At 57.7% G+C, this 19,804-nt stretch carries 19 protein-coding genes and 1 other annotated feature; of the genes, 15 read left to right on the top strand and 4 right to left on the bottom strand.

Features of this window, described 5'->3' with window-relative positions; genetic code table 11:
• Positions 1–230 precede the first annotated feature (230 nt).
• The 7 genes from H7C19_RS35325 to H7C19_RS34415 all read left to right on the top strand — a co-directional run bounded on the left by H7C19_RS35325 (position 231) and on the right by H7C19_RS34415 (position 4,023).
• The gene (locus tag H7C19_RS35325; RefSeq protein ID WP_185671403.1) at positions 231–1,817 is read left to right on the top strand and encodes a putative hexosyltransferase; all 1,587 of its coding nucleotides are present in this window, start codon (positions 231–233) and stop codon (positions 1,815–1,817) included.
• A gap of 265 nt (positions 1,818–2,082) precedes the next feature.
• Positions 2,083–2,307 (top strand): MBL fold metallo-hydrolase, encoded by a 225-nt coding sequence (locus H7C19_RS35760; RefSeq protein ID WP_376775400.1) that lies wholly within the window; start codon positions 2,083–2,085, stop codon positions 2,305–2,307.
• 38 nt (positions 2,308–2,345) lie between these two features.
• The gene (locus H7C19_RS22890; protein ID WP_185671401.1) at positions 2,346–2,624 is read left to right on the top strand and encodes an efflux RND transporter permease subunit; all 279 of its coding nucleotides are present in this window, start codon (positions 2,346–2,348) and stop codon (positions 2,622–2,624) included.
• Positions 2,621–2,866 (top strand): hypothetical protein, encoded by a 246-nt coding sequence (locus H7C19_RS22885; protein ID WP_185671400.1) that lies wholly within the window; start codon positions 2,621–2,623, stop codon positions 2,864–2,866. Before H7C19_RS22890 ends, H7C19_RS22885 begins: the two co-directional genes overlap by 4 nt.
• Positions 2,867–2,955: 89 nt before the next feature.
• Complete coding sequence (locus H7C19_RS22880) at positions 2,956–3,408, top strand: hypothetical protein (protein ID WP_221469420.1); 453 nt, start codon at positions 2,956–2,958, stop codon at positions 3,406–3,408.
• Between the two features lie 78 nt (positions 3,409–3,486).
• Positions 3,487–3,723 carry a hypothetical protein gene (locus H7C19_RS22875; RefSeq protein WP_185671398.1) on the top strand — a complete coding sequence of 79 codons (237 nt, stop codon included), beginning with the start codon at positions 3,487–3,489 and terminating at the stop codon, positions 3,721–3,723.
• Between the two features lie 21 nt (positions 3,724–3,744).
• Complete coding sequence (locus H7C19_RS34415; protein ID WP_221469419.1) at positions 3,745–4,023, top strand: response regulator; 279 nt, start codon at positions 3,745–3,747, stop codon at positions 4,021–4,023.
• Between the two features lie 54 nt (positions 4,024–4,077).
• Here the strand turns inward: H7C19_RS34415 and H7C19_RS22865 are convergent, their stop codons facing one another.
• The 3 genes from H7C19_RS22865 to H7C19_RS22855 form a co-directional block, all read right to left on the bottom strand.
• Positions 4,078–4,644: a TetR/AcrR family transcriptional regulator gene (locus H7C19_RS22865; RefSeq protein WP_246469692.1), complete on the bottom strand. Its 567-nt coding sequence runs from the start codon at positions 4,642–4,644 to the stop codon at positions 4,078–4,080.
• Positions 4,645–4,761: 117 nt separating this feature from the next.
• Positions 4,762–5,781 carry an alpha/beta fold hydrolase gene (locus H7C19_RS22860; protein ID WP_185671396.1) on the bottom strand — a complete coding sequence of 340 codons (1,020 nt, stop codon included), beginning with the start codon at positions 5,779–5,781 and terminating at the stop codon, positions 4,762–4,764.
• 242 nt (positions 5,782–6,023) lie between these two features.
• The gene (locus tag H7C19_RS22855) at positions 6,024–7,886 is read right to left on the bottom strand and encodes an arginine--tRNA ligase (RefSeq protein ID WP_185671395.1); all 1,863 of its coding nucleotides are present in this window, start codon (positions 7,884–7,886) and stop codon (positions 6,024–6,026) included.
• Between the two features lie 43 nt (positions 7,887–7,929).
• Positions 7,930–8,146: a binding site (T-box leader), on the bottom strand.
• Positions 8,147–8,608: 462 nt separating this feature from the next.
• Between H7C19_RS22855 and H7C19_RS22850 the strand changes: the two genes are divergently transcribed.
• The 6 genes from H7C19_RS22850 to H7C19_RS22825 all read left to right on the top strand — a co-directional run bounded on the left by H7C19_RS22850 (position 8,609) and on the right by H7C19_RS22825 (position 14,232).
• Positions 8,609–9,811, top strand: coding sequence for an ATP-binding protein (locus tag H7C19_RS22850; RefSeq protein WP_221469418.1), 1,203 nt, complete (start codon positions 8,609–8,611; stop codon positions 9,809–9,811).
• 49 nt (positions 9,812–9,860) lie between these two features.
• Entirely contained in the window at positions 9,861–10,523 is a 663-nt protein-coding gene (locus H7C19_RS22845) for an HAD family hydrolase (protein WP_185671393.1), read from the top strand.
• A 147-nt stretch (positions 10,524–10,670) separates the two neighbouring features.
• On the top strand, positions 10,671–11,606 hold the full coding sequence (cysK, locus tag H7C19_RS22840; RefSeq protein WP_185671392.1) for a cysteine synthase A: 936 nt from the start codon (positions 10,671–10,673) through the stop codon (positions 11,604–11,606).
• 310 nt (positions 11,607–11,916) lie between these two features.
• Entirely contained in the window at positions 11,917–12,771 is an 855-nt protein-coding gene (locus H7C19_RS22835) for a basic amino acid ABC transporter substrate-binding protein (protein ID WP_185671391.1), read from the top strand.
• A gap of 71 nt (positions 12,772–12,842) precedes the next feature.
• On the top strand, positions 12,843–13,490 hold the full coding sequence (locus H7C19_RS22830) for an amino acid ABC transporter permease (protein WP_185671390.1): 648 nt from the start codon (positions 12,843–12,845) through the stop codon (positions 13,488–13,490).
• 4 nt (positions 13,491–13,494) lie between these two features.
• Positions 13,495–14,232 carry an amino acid ABC transporter ATP-binding protein gene (locus H7C19_RS22825; protein WP_185671389.1) on the top strand — a complete coding sequence of 246 codons (738 nt, stop codon included), beginning with the start codon at positions 13,495–13,497 and terminating at the stop codon, positions 14,230–14,232.
• A gap of 49 nt (positions 14,233–14,281) precedes the next feature.
• On the opposite strand, the gene mgtE is transcribed toward H7C19_RS22825, so the two are convergent.
• The gene (gene mgtE / locus H7C19_RS22820; RefSeq protein ID WP_185671388.1) at positions 14,282–15,616 is read right to left on the bottom strand and encodes a magnesium transporter; all 1,335 of its coding nucleotides are present in this window, start codon (positions 15,614–15,616) and stop codon (positions 14,282–14,284) included.
• A gap of 407 nt (positions 15,617–16,023) precedes the next feature.
• On the opposite strand from mgtE, the gene H7C19_RS22815 reads away from it, so the two are divergent.
• Entirely contained in the window at positions 16,024–17,907 is a 1,884-nt protein-coding gene (locus H7C19_RS22815) for an LTA synthase family protein (protein ID WP_185671387.1), read from the top strand.
• 383 nt (positions 17,908–18,290) lie between these two features.
• Complete coding sequence (locus H7C19_RS22810) at positions 18,291–19,532, top strand: DUF445 domain-containing protein (RefSeq protein ID WP_185671386.1); 1,242 nt, start codon at positions 18,291–18,293, stop codon at positions 19,530–19,532.
• Positions 19,533–19,804: the final 272 nt, after the last annotated feature.

Below are 19,804 nucleotides of genomic sequence, written 5' to 3'. Positions count from 1 at the left end.
CCTTTTGTCCGTTCTAGAAAGCGCGCAAGGGCGCCTTTCCGCGATTCGCATGAGATTACGATAAACGTTCGGGCGCCGCATTTCAACTCCCGGACGCGCGGAATGTTCATTCGGCCCGCTCGGCGGCGGGGAGTCCGGCTTTCAGCAAACGCACAGGAGGCGTTCATCGCCGCTTCAGCTTGCTGTGCCATACTGAGGGCCCGCAAGTCCGAATGAAGGAGGCACATGCCATGAATCTCAACGCCGAAGCGGGCGCGGCCCGCAACCGGTTTGCCCTCTACGCGGCGATCCTTGTCGCTTGCGCCTTCGTCCTGCGCCTCGTGTTGGCCGACCGTCTGCCCGGCTTCCGAACGGATCAGATGCTGTTCGTGCAATGGATGGAGGCCATCCGCCAGCACGGCCTGGCCGGCGCTTACCTCTCTAACGGCAGCATCAATTACCCGCCGCTTTTCCTGCTGCTCATGGACGGCTACGCCCGGGCGGCGGGCTGGTTCGGCGTCGTGCCCGCGGCCGGCGCGCTGTCGTTCAAGATGCTGATCCTGCTCATCGATCTCGCGGCGATGACGCTGGCGGTCCGGCTGACAAGGCGGATCGCGGACGTGAGATGGCGCTGTTTCGTCCTGCTGCTGTTCGCGTTCAATCCGGCGATGTTGGCGGACGGCGCCGTCTGGGGACAGGTCGAGATGCTGCACGGCATGCTGATGCTGCTCGCCGTGATGACGGCGGTTCGCCGGCCTTGGGCAAGCGGGCTGTGCATGGCGCTCGCCCTGCTCGCGAAGTTCCAAGCGGTGACGGTGCTCCCCGTCCTCGGAACGTATCTGCTCGTCGTGCTGCTGCGCGAACGCCGCTGGCGGCATCTGCCGTTATGGCTGGGAGGCTTCGCCGCGCCCTGGGCGGTCACGGCGGCTTACTTCGCAGCCGAAGGAGCGCTCGGGCGGATGTTCGCGCAGGCCTATACGGGGGCGGTCGGATCGTTCACGGGGGTGACGGTTAACGCCATGAACATCTGGTACAACCTGCTCGGCGTCGGACCGGGGGAGCCGGACACTCAGGTCTGGTTCGGCGCGGTGACGCTGCGGGACGCGGGGCTCGCGCTGTTCGCCGCCGCCGCGCTGGCGGTCTGCGCCTATGTCGCGCTGGCGATTCGCAGAGGCGCGGGCGCGGAATCCGTGCTGCTGCGCGCCTCCGCCGCGATCGGCTTCGCCTTCTTCATGCTGCCGACCGAAATGCATGAGCGGTACGGCCTGCCCGCGCTCGTCATCGCGATCTTCGCCGTGCTGATGGATTGGCGGTGGGCCGTCGCGGCGGCAGGCCTAACGGCGACGACGCTGATCAATCTGGCCGTCGTGCTGCAGGCCGGCAGCGGGGGCGGCCCCGGCGGCAGGTTCGGCGGTCAGGGCCGCGGCATGGGGCAAGGACGAGGCATGAGCGGCGGCGCGCGCGGCGAGGGCGGCGGATGGCAAGGGGGCGACGGGTTCGCGAACGGCGGCGGCGGAGGAACCGGCGGCGGTTGGCCCGACGGGAGCTTTCCCGCTAACGGGACCGAAGGCCAAGGCTGGGACGCGATCGGCGGGTTCGGCGGCATCCGCGGCGGCAGCGCCAACAGCAACGTGTTGGGTGGCGGGTACACTTGGGTCGCGGTCGTCAATGCAGCGCTACTCGCGTGGATGTTCTGGCTATTATGGCGGGAAGTGCGCGATGCCCGCGCCAAGAATGACCCTGTCGAAACGGGTACGGACTTGATGCGTTTAACGGACGGCGGCGCCGGACCCCTCCCGGAACCCGTCGAGGCCGCGGGAGACCAACCGGGCGCTTAGCTCCTGAAGATCGACAAGCGGCATCTCGACGGTCTGATCTTCATCACCCGTCTCAAACGAACCCATATACCGCTGAAGGAAATCGAAAAGTACATGACGTCGGCAACCTTTCAAGATTACGAGAGCTGCTACAACATACTTCTTGATCGCGAGCTTTGAGCATGAGGCGGCAGCGGCAGTCCGGGACGTGATTTTATCGTCCTGGACTGCCGGTTTTTTCTGGGAGAGAGCAAATACCAGAACTGCTGGTGAATGAGCCGAAGGAATACAGCTGAGGCGATGTGACATCAGCGTCGCCTTTAAGACCCTTCACGACCAGGTGAACGGCAAGAAAAGAAGGCCAAATATCAATTTCCGCTACCGGGTTGACGGACTGACCGTCTGCCATTGCGGAGACCCGGGGCATCTGTTGAACCTTAGCATACGCGTATTTCATAATCCTCGTATTGTCCTCTCCAGTACACACTCCGTACAAATTGGAATTGTATAATTCACTCCAGATAGAGGAGAGGAGAGGAGAGAACGCAATTGAGTTGGTTGATCCGAATCAGTTTGAAAAATGACGTTGCCGTCGTTATTTTATGTGTGTTTGTACTCGGGTACGGATTCTATTCGGCTACGCAAATCAAGCAGCAGACGTTCCCGGATTTGGAGTTTCCGGCGGTCTTTATCCAAGTCGTTCAGCCAGGCGCGTCGACGGAGGAGATGGAGACGAGCGTTACGAAGCCGGTGGCGGACAGCATGAAGAGCATCAAGGGCTATGTTCCCTTACCAGCACTTCATCGGAGAATGCCGCCAGCATCGTGATCCAATTTCCGTTCGGCTCGAATATGGACAAGCTTTCCGGCGATATTGAAGCCGCCGTGAATAAGCTGAATTTGCCTGCGAACGCAAAAGTGAATGTCCAGCGGTTGTCGATTAACGCTCAGCCCATTGATCAGGCCGCGATATTCTCCGGAAGCGGAGATCCGCAAGCGCTGGCTAAGAAGCTGGAGGGAGAAGTCGTTCCCGACATGAAAAGTTTGACGGCGTCAGTTCCGTCGCTTTGAAGGGGACGACGTCTGAGCAATTGAACATCGTCGTAGACAGGGAAAAAGCCGCTCAAAAGGGAATCAGCCTAAGCGCCATCTAGAGCGCCTTGCAGTCGCTGGACTATGCCCTCCCGCTCGACACGGTCACGCAGGAGGAGACGACCATCCCGATCCGTCTGACCGGCAAAGTCAGTTCTTTAAAGCAGATCGAGGCGTTGAAGCTGAAATCCGCCGGTACGCAAGGGATGGGAGCCCCTGCTTCCGAACAGCCGGGAGGTGCGGCGAACGGCGCTATCCTGCTGTCGGACATTGCCGAGATCAAGACCGTGACGACGAAGGAACAGTTTACCCGCTACAACGGAGAGCCGAGTTTCGTTGTCGAAGTCATTAATGATCAGGATGCGAACACGGCAGACGTCTCCGATGAAGTCAAAGCGCTGCTAGCTTCCTATGAAGACAAGGGCGAACGTAGGGATCGTCGTCACGAATGCGGGTCGTCCTGCTGGACCGGGTCGATGGCATGGAAACGGCGTAAAGCGAAAGAAATCGAATCATTCTAAGGTTGCGATTGCGGCGAGGACAGAAGAGCTTCAACCGAATCTCTTCTGTTCTTGAAAAACGAAGGGAGAGGATTCATGATGAAGAAGCGGCTGAATTCGACGGAGAGGAAGCCTCGTTCCAAGCTGCTGCGCACGGCGTCCGTCACGGCTGGCGTACTGATTGTTCTCATGTCTAGCGTCCTTTGTTTGCATGTGCCGGAAAAACAAGGCATCGAGGTCGCATTGATGCCGTTTGTTCTCATTGTGCTTGCGGTTGCCGTATTGCAAGTATTACAAGGATGCAAGCCTTCGCAAGGACGCTCCCGCAGCGGATAATTAGAATAGGAGGCGAGCCCGATGACCACCGTTATGGTCGTGGACGACGAGGCGCCTATCCGGGAGCTCGTCCGGCTATATTTGGAAGACGAAGGCATGGAGGTCGTAGAGAAAGCTAATGGGGAGGAAGCCTGGCAATATTACAACAAGCTGGAATACGAACATCTTGCGTTAAATATTCGCCAATATCGATTGGACGAGCAAATCCGAAACGTCATCATTACCTCCGAACCGCAGTGGTCGGCCATAAATTTGGATATCGAGCTGGAGTTGGCGGAGATCGCGGCGATATTCAAGTGACGAGACAAGTCGGCCAATGGACGACGTTCCGTATTTACCTGCCTAAGGCGTAAGTTACTTTGTCAGCATCCGCATTAAGAGATCTACGTCCGGAAACCCGTATTCTTCTTCCCCCTGTTCGCACAGGATCAGACTGTTAAGGATCGAGATGTACCAGAACAGCCGCTCTCTGGGATCGCCGGGAGCGAATTCGCCTGCCTGCTGTCCTTTGACGAAGATCGGAATCAGCCGATCGATCAAAGCATTCTCGGAATGCCGTTCAAAGATCCGCGCGACCTCCGCCGGGAGCTCATCCGTCTTGCGCGCCTTGAGAATCAGCATGAAGGCATATTTATTCTTTTCGTCCAGTATGTTTTGGGTCAGCGCTCTTATCCGTTCGTAAGGCGTGCCCGGCACATGGCGACTGTCTTCGACCTCCTCCGTCGCGTCCTCCATGAGCTCTCGGACGATCGCCGTGAATAGTTCGTCTTTGGATTCGAAGTAACGATAGATGAGACCTTCGCTAATGCCGGCGGCCGCGGCAATCATGCTCGTCTTCGTACGTGCGAATCCGTGACGGGCGAATACTTGAAGTGCCGCTTGTTTGATCTGCGTCGTGCGTTCGTCGCGGATTTGATCCAACTGCCGTTTGTTTAAGGGTGACAATGGCGTTCAAGCTCCGATCTTTGAGAAGGTTGTTCTCATTATAACACGTGAGATATCCCTCATGATCACGACAACGGGCTCGTTATGGGCACGTTAGGGGCGCACCCGATTCATTAATTCTTCGAGGAATTGATCGGTTTGAGCAAAACAAGCCAGATGACCGGCGTTCTTGATGAGCACGAATTCCTTGCGAGGCGCTTCAATCTCGTTGAAAAAAGCTTGAGCGGTCTCGGCTGGCGTGACCAGATCGGTATCCCCTTGGAAGATGAAGTACGGCAATTCGTACCTCGTTCCGAGCTTGCGGGCGTCAAAGGAGATCAATTCATCATACAGCATATCGAGCGTGTGGCTCATCCCTTTGAAAATATCGATGAGGTCGCGCATTTTATGATCCGGAGAGGCAAGCATCGACGGCAGAATGAGGTCCATAATCATATTGGGAACGGGCAATTGGACTTTGACCATCCAGCGGTTCTTTTGGTCGAAGTCTTTCTGGCTCCAGCGGGAAGGGTCCGAGCCGATTTTCTCGTACAGCTTGACGCCTTTCGAACAACCGGCCGCACGGAGTCCTTCCAGATTCAACTGATAGGATAGCTTATGCCCTTCGACGCTTACGTTCTGATCCGTACCTACATAGGCATGGAAAAGCTCGGGTCTCCGCAGGGCCATCTGAGTCCCGATAACACTGCCCACGGAACTGCCGATGAGGATTATCTTGTCTAGCTGAAGATGGCGAAGCAGGTATTGCGCGACTTCGATTCCATCTTGAACGAGACGATCGAAGGAGATGGAACCGTTGCCCTCTTTGCCGTTCTTGCGGAATGTCTTGCCTGCGCCGCGTTGATCCCACTGGACAACGGTGAAGTGCTTCTCCCACGAACGCAACAACGGAGCGAAGATGGAATACGCGGAAGCCGGCCCGCCATGAATGAACAATAGTACGGGATTCCGGCGATCCTCGCCGCGCACCGTGATCCATTGCTCGATGCCGCCGATCGTAACAAAACGGCTTTCGACGATGCCGTTCGGCGATTGGAACCGAAGTTTCCGCGCGTTTTTGCGTTGATTGAACCTCCTCATGATCAGATCCGGCAAGATGTTGGTTTTAGCCATTTGGAATAGCTCCTTTGAATTGGATTCGATTGATTTAATCATGAGTGAGTAACTCACTCATCAAAAGAATAATCTCATTTCAATCGGCTGTCAATCCCGAATTACGACATACAGGCGGAGGTCATAAAGAAATAAAGAGCCGCTTGCTCCGCGATAAGGGGGGAAGCGGCTTGTTATAGATCGCGACGGGACGATACATTCGGGGAGGTAAGCTTCCCCGGGCTTCATTACATTTTTTTCTCCTACATGCGGCTAGGCGCAGGCAGTCCAAGCACCGCCAGGGCGTCGCCAATCGTTTCTTTGAATTTGAAGGTTAGCCAGAGCCGCTGCGCTTTTTGATCGTCGTCGGCTTTGAGAATGGGGCAAGACGCATAGAAATTGTTGAACAAGGTGGCTAACTCGTAAGCGTAATTGCATATCGCGTTCGGCGATAATTCGCGATAGGCCACGTATAAAGCATCTTGCCAGGTTGCCAAATGTCTGAGCAAGGCGTGCTCCGCTTTTTCGATCGCATGGATTTCGAGAGGAGTCTGCGGTCTCATATTCCATTCCTCCTCGGCTTTGCCTAAGATACGAACTGCCCGCGCATGAGCGTACATCAGATATACCCCTGAATTTCCGGTGATTTCCGTCGCCTGTTGGATATCGAATACGACCTCCGTCATTAGACTGAAGCGAAGCAGGTAGTAACGGATCGCCGCGGCCGCGATCGTTCTGCCGGACAGCCCTTGCCGATCCGACCGCTTGTCTTCGATGACGCCTTCCATGAGGTCGAGCAATTCGGATATCTTGATCCCGATGCCTTGTCTGCCGGACATGGCGTAGGAGGCTTTTCCGGCCGAAGTGTCTATGCCCAACGCTTGGGCGGCCGTCGGACTCAGCGAGACCACGCCGTAGCTGACATGCCGAAGCTTCTCGGCTTGCGCGGCGTAACCTAGAATATCCAGCGCTTGTTTGACCATGGCTTGCGGATATTGCTGCCGATAGTCGATGACGTTAATGACGAGATCGGCTGTCCCGTACGAGGCGCCGGTCCCGGCGCGATGCGTCGACCATAAGTCGTCGGAAAAGCGTTTATACGAGAAGTCCTTCTGAAGCAATCCGAACTTCCAGAGATGGTAGGCGATATCTTTGGCCGTATAGGTTAGAATGCCGTTTGAACGAACCAAAACCTTGTCCGGTTGATGTTCGGAATCCCCGTCCTCTCCTTCGGACGCCGCTTGATTGAGTACCCAGCATCCTTCAAGCTTCCCGGAGGTTTCCCGATAAAATTGCGGGGTTTGCTGCAGCAAGCGAAAGGCCGAATCCCAAAATCCCTCTCTGACGATATTGCTTTCCCATACCAGCAAGTCGTAGCGGATGCCGAACGCATTCATTTCTTCGAGATGTTCGCGAACGATTCGTTCGGCTGCCAGCAGCCCCATCCAAGAGACGTTCTCGTTCCCTTCCTCCAGCGCATGTAGGACTTTCGTTCTCTGCTCCAAGAGCGAAGGGTGCCGTTCGTACTCCTTGTTGACCTGGGCATAGATATCCCAGCAGAAGTCGCCAAAGCGCGCATGCTCCTTCTGGTGGGGGATGTTCAATAGACCTACCAAGGTATCCGCCAGCTGATTTCCCAAATCGTCGATATAATTGTGCACCTCCACGCGGTATCCGACCCGCTTTAAGAGCCGCACGAGCGCATCGCCGATACAGGCGTTTCTTAGATGTCCGATATGGGCCGACTTGTTCGGATTAATGGACGTATGTTCGATGACGGCCTTGTCGCCGGCGTTCGCGGGCAGGATGAACGTCCTCTGAGCCCATTGGCCCCAATCCATGTGCAGATTGATAAAACCCGGGGGAGCGACTTCGATTTTCCGGACCAGGTTCTCGATGCTGCCGTCTCTCTCCAGCTTGGCTTTCAACATTTCGGCGATTTGGACGGGCGCTTTACGCAGTCTTTTGGCCAGCTGCATGGCGATATTCGTGGCGTAGTCGCCATGCTCCAAATGAGCGGGCTGTTCTACAACGATCTTCAGGTCATCCCCATATTCGAGACCTATTTCCTCCAACAAACTTTGCGTTGACTTCTCTATGCACCTGACGATCGTCTGGCTGATCATGGAGACCTCTCCCTTCAAAATCATAAAAGCCCTCGTCTCTGTAAAAAGAGACGAAGGCTTATGCATTCGCGGTACCACTCTTGTTGTTGAACGGACGTTCAACCACTCGGTAAGATAACGGTCTTCGCCGTGACTTCCTATTGCTGCATTCAGAAGTCATTCTCATGGGTGCGCTTCGCGCATTGACTCCGTACCGGCTCCCACCCTCCCGGCTCGCTTGAACTTCCGTCAACGGCTACTGTCCCAGTCATTGAATTTGCTGTATTTTCTAAATAGTATAGTCAATTCTGACAGGAAATCAACAGCAAATTGATGCAACCTGAAGCCGGCGCCGATCGGACTCGCGGTGACGACGGTCGTCGCGATGTTCCTCGTCTGAACGGCGGCGTATAGATTTCCCTGCGGTTCTCGTGAACCGCAAGGTTTGTTTGCGTTCCGCATCGCTCCAATAGGCTTTCAGTCTCTAGTCCTTCGGGGATGCTCCCGCATTCACGAGCTTGAGGCGGTCCCCGCGCCTTGGCGCGAAGCGGGATCGCTTCTTTTTCTTGTGCAAAATCCAACTTTCAAGTTTACTTCGTTGTAAATATTCACCATATCTTTTATAGTAAAAATAGCTTGGATCATAAGGACTATGGCGCGTGTTGTGAGGTGTGAACCGGGTGCTGCAAAATCTGCTATTAAACGTCATAATCATCATAATTCCGGTCGTATTTTTCGCGATAATGCTGCAATATTCTGGTTATCATGATCAGCGCGGACTCGCGAAATATCGTTACGCGATCGCGCTCGTCTGCGGGTTGTCCTCCGTGCTCTGCATGTTGATTCCGGTGGTGAACGCAGACGGGTTCAGGTGGGATCTGGGCGCCATACCGATCGGGGTCGCCGTCCTGTACGGCGGGCGTCTGCCCGGAGCGGCGGCCGCGCTCATCTACGCGGCCGCCAACTTCGCGACCGCGGACGGTCGGTTCGCCGCGGAGATGCTGTCTCTGGCCGCTGCGCTCCTCTACCCCTACATAGGGTCCGGACGCTACGCCAGGTCGAACTTGTCCGTCAAGCTCATCGGAGGCCTCGGCGCCTCGATCGCGTTTTATTTCGTCACCTTGAATCTGGTCCTGTACCTGTCCGATTCGTTCGACGCGAGTCTGCGCTTGGATCGTTTGACGTTCATCGTGTTTCAATTCCTCGTCATCGTCGCGCTGCCAATCGTCTTGTTCCTCGTCGAGAAGCAGTTCGTGTGGGCGATGTTCCAGGAGCGGCTGCGACAAGCCGAACGCCTGAATATGATCGGAGAGATGGCCGCTTCCATCGCGCACGAGGTCCGCAATCCGCTGACGGTCGTGAAGGGATTCCTGCAGCTGCTGAGCAGCTCCAATGACGAGAAGACTCGCCTCTACATGACGACTTCGATCGCCGAGCTCGACCGCGCGGAGTTCATCATCAGCGACTATCTGAACATGGCCAAGAATCAACCGGAGGAGCGTCATCCGCTGGACGTGTGCGAGCTCGTCGAGACGGCCGTGCAGACGATGACGCCGTTCGCCGTGATGCAGAGCATCGAGCTTCGCCATCTGTGCGAGCGGGACCACTATGTGCAGGGGGATACCGTCAAGTTCAAGCAGGTGATCATTAACGTCGTGAAGAACGCCATCGAAGCGATGCCGGGCGGCGGGATCATCGAGGTGCAGTCGTTCCGGCAGGAGGACGAGGTCATCGTGAAGGTGCTGGACAACGGAGAAGGCATGACGCAGGAGCAGCTCGGCAGGTTGGGATCGCCGTATTTCTCCGCCAAAGAGAAGGGAACCGGCCTGGGCACGATGGTCGTATTTCGGATCGTAGAGTCGATGGGGGGTAAGATTACGTACCGGAGCGAGAAAGGCAAGGGGACGCAGGTCGTGATGCAATTCCCGGCGGCGGGAGAAGGTTAGTCGCGCTAAATACGTCAATCAGCTCATTCTATATCCAATAGGAGATCCCATGCCCAAAGCCATTCTGTTCGATCTTGACGGTACGCTGCTCGACCGCGACCGCTCGCTATTGGACTTCGTTCGGGCCCAGTACGACCGGATTTCGGCTTTCCGTCATGTGGACAAGCCTGCCTTCGTGCGCCGATTCATCGAGCTGGACGCAAAGGGGTACGTCTGGAAGGACCGCGTCTACCAATCGCTGCTGTCCGAATTCCAAGCGGATCACAGCTGGGAGGCGTTGCTTGAAGACTATATCGACGGGTTCCGGCACCATTGCGTCGGGTTCCCCGGCCTGCATGAGATGCTGGGGCACCTCCGAGATAAGGGCTTGAAGCTCGCCATCATCACGAACGGATACACGAGATTCCAGGAGAACAACATCATGGCGCTCCAACTGCCGCCCTACTTCGACGAGATCGTCGTCTCCGAGCGGGAAGGCGTGCGCAAGCCGGATCCGGAGATTTTCCACCGCGCCTTGCGGCGGCTGAACGTAACGCCCGGCGAGGCGGTCTACGTAGGGGACCACCCGGCAAACGACATACGGGCGGCCCGTCAGGCGGGAATGCGCGCGGTCTGGAAAGAAGATGCCTACTACGCGAAGCCGGACGAAGCGAACTGGACGATCCGGCAATTAAGCGAGATTAGCGCGCTGGCGGATCATCTCCTGCCTTAGCTGTCAATAGCCGCTTTCGTTGAATCCCCTTCATCGCGCCAGTCCGCAGCGATCGAGGTTGTGTTTCATTTCCAATCCGGTTAAGATGTAGAATATTACCCACTAATTTGATTGGAATTAATGACAAGCCGGAGAGGATGCGTGAGGATGACGAGAATTGCCAGCAATCTGACCGACCTGATCGGGAACACGCCGCTGTTGGCGTTGTCCAGGTTCGCGGAGGGCCTGGAGACGGAGGCGAATCTGATCGCCAAGCTGGAGTACTTCAATCCGGCGGGCAGCGTGAAGGACCGGCTCGGCTTCGCGCTGATCAAGGATGCGGAGGAGAGAGGGCTCCTGAACCGGGACACCGTCATCATCGAGCCGACGAGCGGGAATACGGGAATCGCGCTGGCGTTCGCGGCCGCGGCATTGGGCTATCGGCTGATCATCGCGCTGCCGGAGAGCTTCAGCGTCGAGCGGCGCAAGCTGATGACCGCGCTCGGCGCCGAGCTGGTGCTGACGCCCGCGACGGAGGGGATGACGGGAGCGATCCGGCGGGCGGAGGAGCTCGCGGCGGAGAACCCCAATTCGTACATCCCGCAGCAGTTCAGCAACCCGGCGAATCCCGGCATCCATCGGACGACGACGGCGGAGGAGATCTGGCGGGATACCGATGGGCAGGTCGACGTCTTCGTGGCGGGCGTCGGCACGGGCGGAACGATCTCGGGCGTCGGGTCCGCGCTGAAGGCCCGGAAGCCCTCGGTCCGGATCGTCGCGGTCGAGCCGTTCGACTCTCCGGTCTTGTCGGGCGGCGCCAAAGGGATGCATGCGATCCAAGGCATCGGCGCCGGATTCGTGCCGGATAACTACGATCCGTCCGTCGTCGACGAGATCTTCAAGGTGAAGAACAAAGATGCCTTCGAGACGTCGCGCGCGTTGGCCAAGTCGGAAGGGCTGCTGGTCGGCATCTCTTCCGGCGCAGCCGTGTACGCCGCCGTCCAGATCGCGAAGCAGCCGGCCCACAAGGGCAAGAATATCGTCGTGCTGCTGCCGGATACGGGCGAGCGGTATCTATCGACCTCCTTGTTCCTGGAAGAGTAGCGAATCAACGAGAGGGCCGCCCGGCGGGGCGGCCTTTTTGGCGTTTTGGCGAGATGGCGGCGTATATGCCGGTCTCGGTATCGTTTCATCAATATGGGAGGTTTCCTCGCATTCGAATGCGGAAGATACCCTCATCTGTAGATTCCGTCCGATATTTATGTAAATATCATGTAATTTAGGAACCGAATAATCGATTTTAGTTCTCATTTATGTTAATTTAAATAACATTATATGAAATTTTAATTGCCATGTGAATCTTTCTCCTGCTAAAATCGGGATAAATATACCGATGACGGTAGGGGGACGAACGATGAAGAAGCTGTCTTGGGGCGTGTTGGCCCTGATGCTGACGATGTTCGCGGCAGGCTGCGGCGCGAAGGACGACGGCAAGGAAGGCGCCGCTCCGAGCGCCGGCGAGGCCGGCGGCACCGCGAGCGCGGATGGAGCGGGCGCGAAGGTGTATCTGATCGGCACGGACGCGAGCTACGCGCCGATGGAGAGCATGGACAAGGACAAGATCGTCGGCTTCGACGTCGACTTCCTGGAGGCGGTCATGAAGGAAGCCGGCCTTGACTACAAGCTGGAGAACGCCGGTTGGGATCCGCTCTTCACCGACCTCGAGTCCAAGACGCACAAGTATGACGCCGGCATCTCGGCCATCTCCATCACGGACGACCGGAAGGGAACGTTCGACTTCTCGATGCCGTACTTCGAATCGGTCAATATGATCCTCACCAAGGAGGACAGCGCGATCGCGAATGCGCAGGATTTGAAGGACAAGAAGGTCGCCGTCCAGGGCGCGACGACAGCGGAGGAGCTCATGAAGGGCATCATGGGGGAGACCAACGCGAGCTTGAAGCGGTTCGACAGCAATACGGTGGCGCTGCTGGAGCTGGAGAAAGGCGGGGTAGACGCGGTGGTCGCCGACTTCGCCGTCGTGCAGTCTTACGTCCAGAGCCATCCGGACAAGAAGTTCAAGGCGATGTTCGACAAGACCAACTTCCAATCGGAATACTACGGCATCATGCTGCCGAAGGGCAGCGAACTGAAGGCCAAGCTCGATCCGGCGATCGAGAAGGTTCGGAGCAGCGACGCCTACAAAGAGATGTACAAGAAGTGGCTCGGCGTCGAGCCGGACACGACCGACCTGCTGAAGACCAAATAACCGGGGAACGCGCGAAGAGCATGCGGCAGGGCAATCGCCTGCGCATGCTCTTGCCGTAAGGAGGGGTGCAGATGGATTTTCGGTTTGACATCATTGAATATTACGCGCCCCAACTGCTGAAAGGTACGCTGCTGACGATCGGCATCTCGCTGGCGGCGATCGTCGTGGGCTCGGCGCTGGGTCTCGGCGTCGGCTTCGGCAAGATGTCGTCGGTGCGAGCGCTGCGGTGGCCGGTAAGCGCGTACATCAACTTTTTCCGGGGGACGCCTCTTATCCTGCAGGTGCTGATCGTGCACTTCATCCTGATCCCGCCGATCCTCGGGACGACTAACGGCGTCGTCGCGGCGATCGCGGCGCTCGGATTGAACTGCGCGGCCTACACGGCCGAGATCTACCGGGCGGGCATCCAGTCGATCGACGCCGGCCAGCGCGAAGCCGCCTATTCGCTTGGGCTGACGCGCCGGCAGGCGATGCGCTTCGTCATCCTGCCGCAGGCGGTGAAGCGGATGATCCCGGCCTTCGGCAACGAATTCATCGTCCTGATCAAGGACTCCTCGCTGGTCGCCTGGATCGCGGTGCCGGAGCTGATGTACTGGAGCAATGCGATGAAGGGCCAGTATCTGCGCGTATGGGAGCCCTATCTGACGGCGGCGCTCATCTACTTCATCCTCACTTACTCGCTGAGCAAGCTGCTCGGCTACATCGAGAGGAGGGTGTGACCGCATGGAGACGAGTCCGCTCATTCAGATGAACGGCATTACCAAGTCGTACGGTTCGAACGTGGTTCTGCGCGACATCGATCTGGCGGTGCGGCGCCAAGAGGTGGTCGTGGTGATCGGGCCTTCCGGCTCGGGGAAGTCCACGCTGCTGCGCTGCATGAACCTGCTGGAGCGTCCGGATGGCGGAGACGTCCGGATCAAGGGGCAATCGCTGACGGCGAAGGGCGTCGATATCGCGGCCGTCCGCGCGGAAGTGGGGATGGTGTTCCAGCGGTTCAACCTGTTCCCGCATATGAGCGTGCTGGACAATGTCATGCTGGCGCCGGTGCAGGTGCGCAAGCGGCCGCCGGAGGAGGCGAAGGCCAAGGCGCTGGCGCTGCTGGCGAAGGTAGGGCTGACGGAGAAGGCGGACGCGAAGCCGGAGTCGCTGTCCGGCGGCCAGGCGCAGCGCGTCGCCATCGCCCGGGCGCTGGCGATGGAGCCGGAGATTCTGCTGTTCGACGAGCCGACGTCGGCGCTCGATCCGGAGATGGTCGGCGAGGTGCTGGCGGTCATGAAGACGCTGGCGGCGGAGGGGATGACGATGGTCGTCGTCACCCACGAGATGGGCTTCGCGCGCGAGGTGGGCGACCGCTTATTGTTCATGGAGCAGGGCGCGATCGTAGAGGAAGGCGTCCCGCGCGAGATGTTCGAGTCGCCGCGGCAAGAGCGGACCAAGCTGTTTCTGTCGAAGGTGCTGTAGCGCTCGGTGCTGGGCCGGCTTCCGCCTTCATGAAGCTTGTGCGGAGCCATCAGCCTACATGCAAGATCATTCTGGCCATCGAGAAATAAATGACCAATCCGGTACCGTCTACTAATGTCGTAATGAAGGGCCCCGATACAACGGCGGGGTCCACTTTGAATTGATTCAGAACGAGCGGCAGAACGGCTGCGACGAGAGAAGACCAGATGACAATGAAGATCGCGGTAATCGCCACGACGGTCCCGATATCGAAGCCGACGCCCAAAAACTGCGCCCTGAAAAACGCCACGGTCCCCATGCACAGACCAAGAAAGAATCCCGTGAATATTTCTTTTCGAATGACTTTAAAAATATCTTTGAATTTCACTTCGCCCATGCCTAGCGCGCGGACCAGCGTCGTGACGATTTGCGTGCCCGAGTTTCCCCCGGTCCCGATCAGCAAAGGAATAAAGAAGGATAAAGCCACGACTTCATTAAGGGTCTCCTCATAATGCCGGAGCACGTTCCCCGTATAAGCCTCCGCGACAAACAGAATAAGCAGCCATCCGATGCGCTTCCGGAACAGGCTCCATATGGAGTTTTTGAAATACGGCTCCTCTAAGGGTTGGCTGCCCCCTAACTTCTGGATGTCCTCGGTGGCTTCCTCGTGGATGACGTCGATCAGGTCGTCTACGGTGACAATCCCGATCATGCGATGGTCCTGCGTGATGACGGGAATCGCATACAAATCGTACTTGGATAAAATAGAAGCGACTTCTTGTTGGTCCATCTCCGCAGGGACCGTCACGATGTCTTCCTTCATGATCGCTTCCAGCAGCGTCTCCGGCTGCGCCAGGATCAGATCTTTAAGCGAGATGATGCCGATTAGCTTGCCGTAGGTATCCAGCACGTAGATATACGATACAATCTCCGCCTCGCGCCCCACTTTCCGGACATGCTGCAGGGTCTGGTCGACGGTCCAGGCATTGCGCGCGGAGATATAGTCCACCGTAGCCAGACTTCCGGCCGAGTCGGGAGCGAAGTTCATCAAGGTGCTTATCTTTTCCCTATAATCGGGGGGCAAGGAGCCCATCATTTTTTCCGCTTGATGGGGATGGATGGCTAATAGCAGATCCACGACGCTGTCGCTGGACATTTCGTTCAGCAGGGAGGATGCCGCATCGGCGCTGCTTCGATTCAATATGCGGTACTGGGCATCCGGTTCCATGTATTCCATGATCTCCGCGCTCAGCGATATCGGAAGATCGGCGAACAATCGGACCTGGTCTTTCAAGTCCAATTGCATGAACATCTCCGCAAGATCGTACGGCTGAATCCGGGCGATGTATTCCTCTAACGCGTCCCGGTCGTTTGCGTTCAACAAAGACTTCAGCTCCTGGAGCATCGATAACGTCCCTCCTTGTCTAAGTTTGGTCAGCCTGGCTCTTGGCCTGTTCAATATGTACCCAGCAAGCCGAAAAGGATGCCGGATTTCCGCTTTTGCCTATTTTCAACCCATCCTCTTACGGGTAAGGAATCGGGGAGCGCCGAAAACGCCGCCTTTTCAAGCAATTCGACGAATCAGGAACGCTGCGTTAACGGGGCGGCGGATAGCCGCTTCAATCGGCGCTATCGTCAACCCTATGTCTTTTGACACCTCTCCGCCCGCATAGCATAATAATCACTATCTTTCACGAACGCGATTCGCGATCTTTCGCGATTGCTACCACGATTTATCGCAGAGGGCCCGCTCGATTATTAAGCAGCAGCCCTTTTTTTTATGCGAATGGAAGGAAAGGAAGGCGACTCGCCATGCGACTGTGGTCCGAAATCCGGAGCAAGCCGATGGTCTTCTTCACGCTGATTCTTCTGCTGAAGGGCGCATTGGCCTGGTTCGTCATCTTTGACGGCGGCCCCTCGTGGATGACGGCGCTAACGGAGATTCCGTTCATCCTCATGCTGTTCATCGCGATCGAATGGTTCGCGTCGAAGCGGAAGTTTCTGTATTACATGCTAGTCAATCTGCTCATAACCATCCTGTATTTCTCCGTGCTGATGTATTACAAATATTATGGCATCATCGTCACGTATCATGCGCTGGAGCAGGCGGACAAAGTCGCCAAGGTCGGCGAGAGCACCTATTCGCTGCTGGACCCGTACTATCTGCTGATCTTCATCGATATTATCGTGCTCGGCATCTATATGATCCGGCCTAAGAACATCGCCAAGCTCAAGGACCTAGGCACGCGGCGCAAGGCGAACCGCACCGCGCTGCTCGGCGCGTTCATCGTGTCGGCCGCCCTGTGCGTGTTCAACGTCTGGCCGAACCACGCCAGCATGAACGAGAACAAGAAAGCCGAGGGCATGGGCATCCTGAATTACGAGGTGTACACCATCTTCGCCGACACGACGGAGAAGCAGCCGATGATCGACAAGTCGGAGATCACGCAGAGCGCGGTCGACGAGGTCAAAGGGATTCGGGAGCCGGCGTCGCCCCGCTACTTCGGCGCCGCGCGCGGCAAGAATCTCATTGTCGTGCAGATGGAATCGTTCCAGAACTTCCTGATCGGGTTGACGATCGACGGTCAAGAGATTACGCCCAATATCAACAGATTGGCCAAAGACAACTTGTACTTCAACAACTTCTATACGAGCGTCGGCCAAGGCACGACCTCGGACGCGGAGTTCGTCGTGAATACGTCCTTGTACGTGCCGCATCACGAAGCGGCGACTTCGTCGGCCTATATGGATAAGGACCTGCCGAGCCTGCCGAAGGCGATGTCCGCGAACGGCTACAAGACGGCGACCTTCCATACGAATAGCGTGGACTTCTGGAACCGTTCGGAGCTGTACAAGGCGATCGGCTTCGATAAGTACTACGACAAAGCCTTCTACGGAGACGACGATCATATCGCGTTCGGCGCGTCCGACGAGGTGCTGTTCGCGAAGACGGTGCCGGAGCTTGCCCGCATGGACCAAGACCGGCAGCCGTTCTATGCGATGGTCATCTCGATGAGCGCGCACCATCCGTACAAGATTCCGGACGAGAAGGCGAAGATTCGGCTTCCGGAGCGGTTCGACGGGACGCTCGTCGGCAACTATATTCGTGCCCAGAACTATGCCGACTATGCGATGGGACAATTCATCGACGGCCTGAAGGCGCAGGGCCTCTGGGACGACAGCGTGATCGTATTCTACGGCGACCACCAAGGTCTGCCGCTCTACTCCTTGAGCAACAAAGAGAAAGAGCTGATGCAGGGGATGTTCGGCCGGGAATACGGATATACGGACATGTTCAACATTCCGTTCATCGTGCATGCGCCGGGCGTATCGGCGCCCGCCGTCTTCGACAAGACGGGCGGCCAGGTGGATATTCTCCCGACCGTAGCGAATCTGCTGGGCGTATCGCTGAAGGACCAGATCCACTTCGGCGAAGACTTGTTCAATCAGGATACGAATCTGCTGCCGATGCGGCACTTCCTGCCGACGGGATCTTTCATCAACGACAAGAGCGTGTTTTTGCCGGGCATCTCCTACGAGGACGGCACGAACTTCAGCGTCCTGGACAACGGCGTGTTGGCGAACGGTTCGGCCGAATCGGAGTACGACCGGGCGCTGAAGCTGCTGAATATGTCCGACAGCTTCGCCGCGCAGCTGCCGGCGTTGCAGGGGACGGACGGAGACGCCAAGAAGTAAGCGAGGAGCCGGAACGGTCGTCGGGCGAGCTCGCATCGCAAGAAGGAGTAAGCAGAGAGCCTGAACGGTCATCGGGCGAGCTCGCATCGCAAGAAGAAGTAAGCGGAGAGCCTGAACGGTCATCGGGCGAGCTCGCATCGCAAGAAGGAGTAAGCGGAGAGCCTGAACGGTCATCGGGCGAGCTCGCATCGCAAGAAGGAGTAAGCGGAGAGCCTGAACGGTCATCGGGCGAGCTCGCATTCGCGATAGGAAATGGAAGGCGGTCTGCGGGGGCGGGATTCCCTGCGGACCGTCTTTGCTTTTGTTCTGGCTGCATCGAGGGTAATATAAGCCTATGAGGATCTATGCGTTTCCCTATCATACCTAGTTAGAAGGAGTACATCATGCCAGGACAAGCCAAACATACGGCCGCGATCTCGCTCGGCGTCATGGGGGCGGGGTTCCTCGCCACCTTCCCGCTGGGGGGCTGGCCGGGCGCCCTCTTGCACGGGGGATTCGAAGCCGGACTCGTCGGCGGGCTCGCCGACTGGTTCGCCGTCACGGCGCTCTTCCGCCACCCGCTCGGCATCCCGATCCCGCACACCGCGCTGTTGCCCCGCAACCGCGACAAGGTCGTCCGGTCGCTCGTCTCCGCGATGGAGAACGAACTGCTGACCAAAGAGAGCATCATCCGCAAGACGTCCGACCTCCGGATCGGAGACCGGCTGCTGGCGATGGTCGAGTCGCATCTGCCGGAAGCGACGAACGTCGTCGTCCGCGTCAGCGAGTATCTGGTGCGCCATGTGCCGGTCGAACGCGTCGTGCCGTTCGTCGCGCAAGAGCTAGGCGGCCGCATCCGAGCGATCGATACGGCGGCGGCGCTGCGGAAGATCGCGGAAGAGGCGCTTGCCCGCGGCTACGAGGAGCAGGCGCTGGGCTTTCTCCTGGCGAAGGCCGACGGCTTCGTCTCGCGTCCGCAGATCCGGCAGCAGCTCGGGACGATGGCCGCTTCCGCGCTCGGGAACATGCAGGCCGGCGGCTTCATGGGCTTCGCCGTCAACGCGTTCGTCGGCTTCATGAGCGAAGAGAAGCTCGGGACCCTGCTGCAAGGGGCGATCCTGTCCACGCTGAGAGAGATGCGGGAGGATGAGGCTCACCCGCTGCGGCAGCTGGTGCTGGACGAGATGCGCGCCGCGATAGCCGGACTGCCCGAGCAGCCTGCCGTGCTGGCGGAGCTGGAGCGCTGGAAGGCGAGCTTGACCGACGGCGACATGCTGGAACGCTACCTGTACGGTTGGGTCGAAGAGTTGAAGGGCAAGGCCGCCGCTTTCGTTCAAGACCCCGCCTACGCCGAACGATTCGTGCAGCCGGCGCTGACGAGTCTGCTCTCCCGCTTGCGGGAGGATCCCGCGATCGTGGATGGCATTCAGACCTGGCTTCAGACGAAGATCACGCAGATCGTTGAGGACAACCACTGGAAGATCGGCAAGCTGGTCAAGGAGAATATCGACAAGCTCGACAACGCTTCGCTCATCCGCATGATGGAGGAGAAAGTAGGCGGGGACCTGCAGTGGATCCGGGTCAATGGCGCCGTGTGCGGGTTCTTGATCGGGCTGATCCTGGAGGGCATTAACCTGCTGATGTGATGAATGCTCGCGCGTCAGTAGGCGCATGGGCGCATGGGCGCACGGACGTACGGACTGGGGCGCCAAAGGGTTTTAGCGGGAGAGAGAAGCTAATCTAGAATGGAGACCAAGAATGGAAACGTTAAAAAGGAACCGCCGCGGGCGGTTCCTTTTTTGTGAGCCGTTCGGCAAATTCGGCGGCAGTCGGTTATGAGCGAGGAGGCGCGTCTTTCGCCGCTGTAACGATACATTCTATCGTTGGAGCAGGCTGAGGCGCGTCTTTCGCCGCTGTA

This window comes from Cohnella nanjingensis (genome assembly GCF_014212125.1).
Taxonomy (GTDB): domain Bacteria; phylum Bacillota; class Bacilli; order Paenibacillales; family Paenibacillaceae; genus Cohnella; species Cohnella nanjingensis.
The sequence above is the reverse complement of the archived record's forward strand: the minus strand, read 5'-3'. Positions and strand labels throughout refer to the sequence as shown.

Excerpts from the sequence above, each read along its gene's own strand:
- H7C19_RS22850 (WP_221469418.1), top strand. The coding sequence starts at position 8,609 with ATGCTGCAATATTCTGGTTATCATGATCAGCGCGGACTCGCGAAATAT.
- mgtE (WP_185671388.1), bottom strand. The coding sequence starts at position 15,616 with ATGCTCCAGGAGCTGAAGTCTTTGTTGAACGCAAACGACCGGGACGCG.
- H7C19_RS22875 (WP_185671398.1), top strand. The coding sequence starts at position 3,487 with ATGAAGAAGCGGCTGAATTCGACGGAGAGGAAGCCTCGTTCCAAGCTG.
- H7C19_RS22810 (WP_185671386.1), top strand. The coding sequence starts at position 18,291 with ATGCCAGGACAAGCCAAACATACGGCCGCGATCTCGCTCGGCGTCATG.
- H7C19_RS22845 (WP_185671393.1), top strand. The coding sequence starts at position 9,861 with ATGCCCAAAGCCATTCTGTTCGATCTTGACGGTACGCTGCTCGACCGC.
- H7C19_RS22825 (WP_185671389.1), top strand. The coding sequence starts at position 13,495 with ATGGAGACGAGTCCGCTCATTCAGATGAACGGCATTACCAAGTCGTAC.
- H7C19_RS22830 (WP_185671390.1), top strand. The coding sequence starts at position 12,843 with ATGGATTTTCGGTTTGACATCATTGAATATTACGCGCCCCAACTGCTG.
- H7C19_RS35325 (WP_185671403.1), top strand. The coding sequence starts at position 231 with ATGAATCTCAACGCCGAAGCGGGCGCGGCCCGCAACCGGTTTGCCCTC.
- H7C19_RS22855 (WP_185671395.1), bottom strand. The coding sequence starts at position 7,886 with ATGATCAGCCAGACGATCGTCAGGTGCATAGAGAAGTCAACGCAAAGT.
- H7C19_RS22835 (WP_185671391.1), top strand. The coding sequence starts at position 11,917 with ATGAAGAAGCTGTCTTGGGGCGTGTTGGCCCTGATGCTGACGATGTTC.
- H7C19_RS22860 (WP_185671396.1), bottom strand. The coding sequence starts at position 5,781 with ATGGCTAAAACCAACATCTTGCCGGATCTGATCATGAGGAGGTTCAAT.
- cysK (WP_185671392.1), top strand. The coding sequence starts at position 10,671 with ATGACGAGAATTGCCAGCAATCTGACCGACCTGATCGGGAACACGCCG.
- H7C19_RS34415 (WP_221469419.1), top strand. The coding sequence starts at position 3,745 with ATGACCACCGTTATGGTCGTGGACGACGAGGCGCCTATCCGGGAGCTC.
- H7C19_RS22815 (WP_185671387.1), top strand. The coding sequence starts at position 16,024 with ATGCGACTGTGGTCCGAAATCCGGAGCAAGCCGATGGTCTTCTTCACG.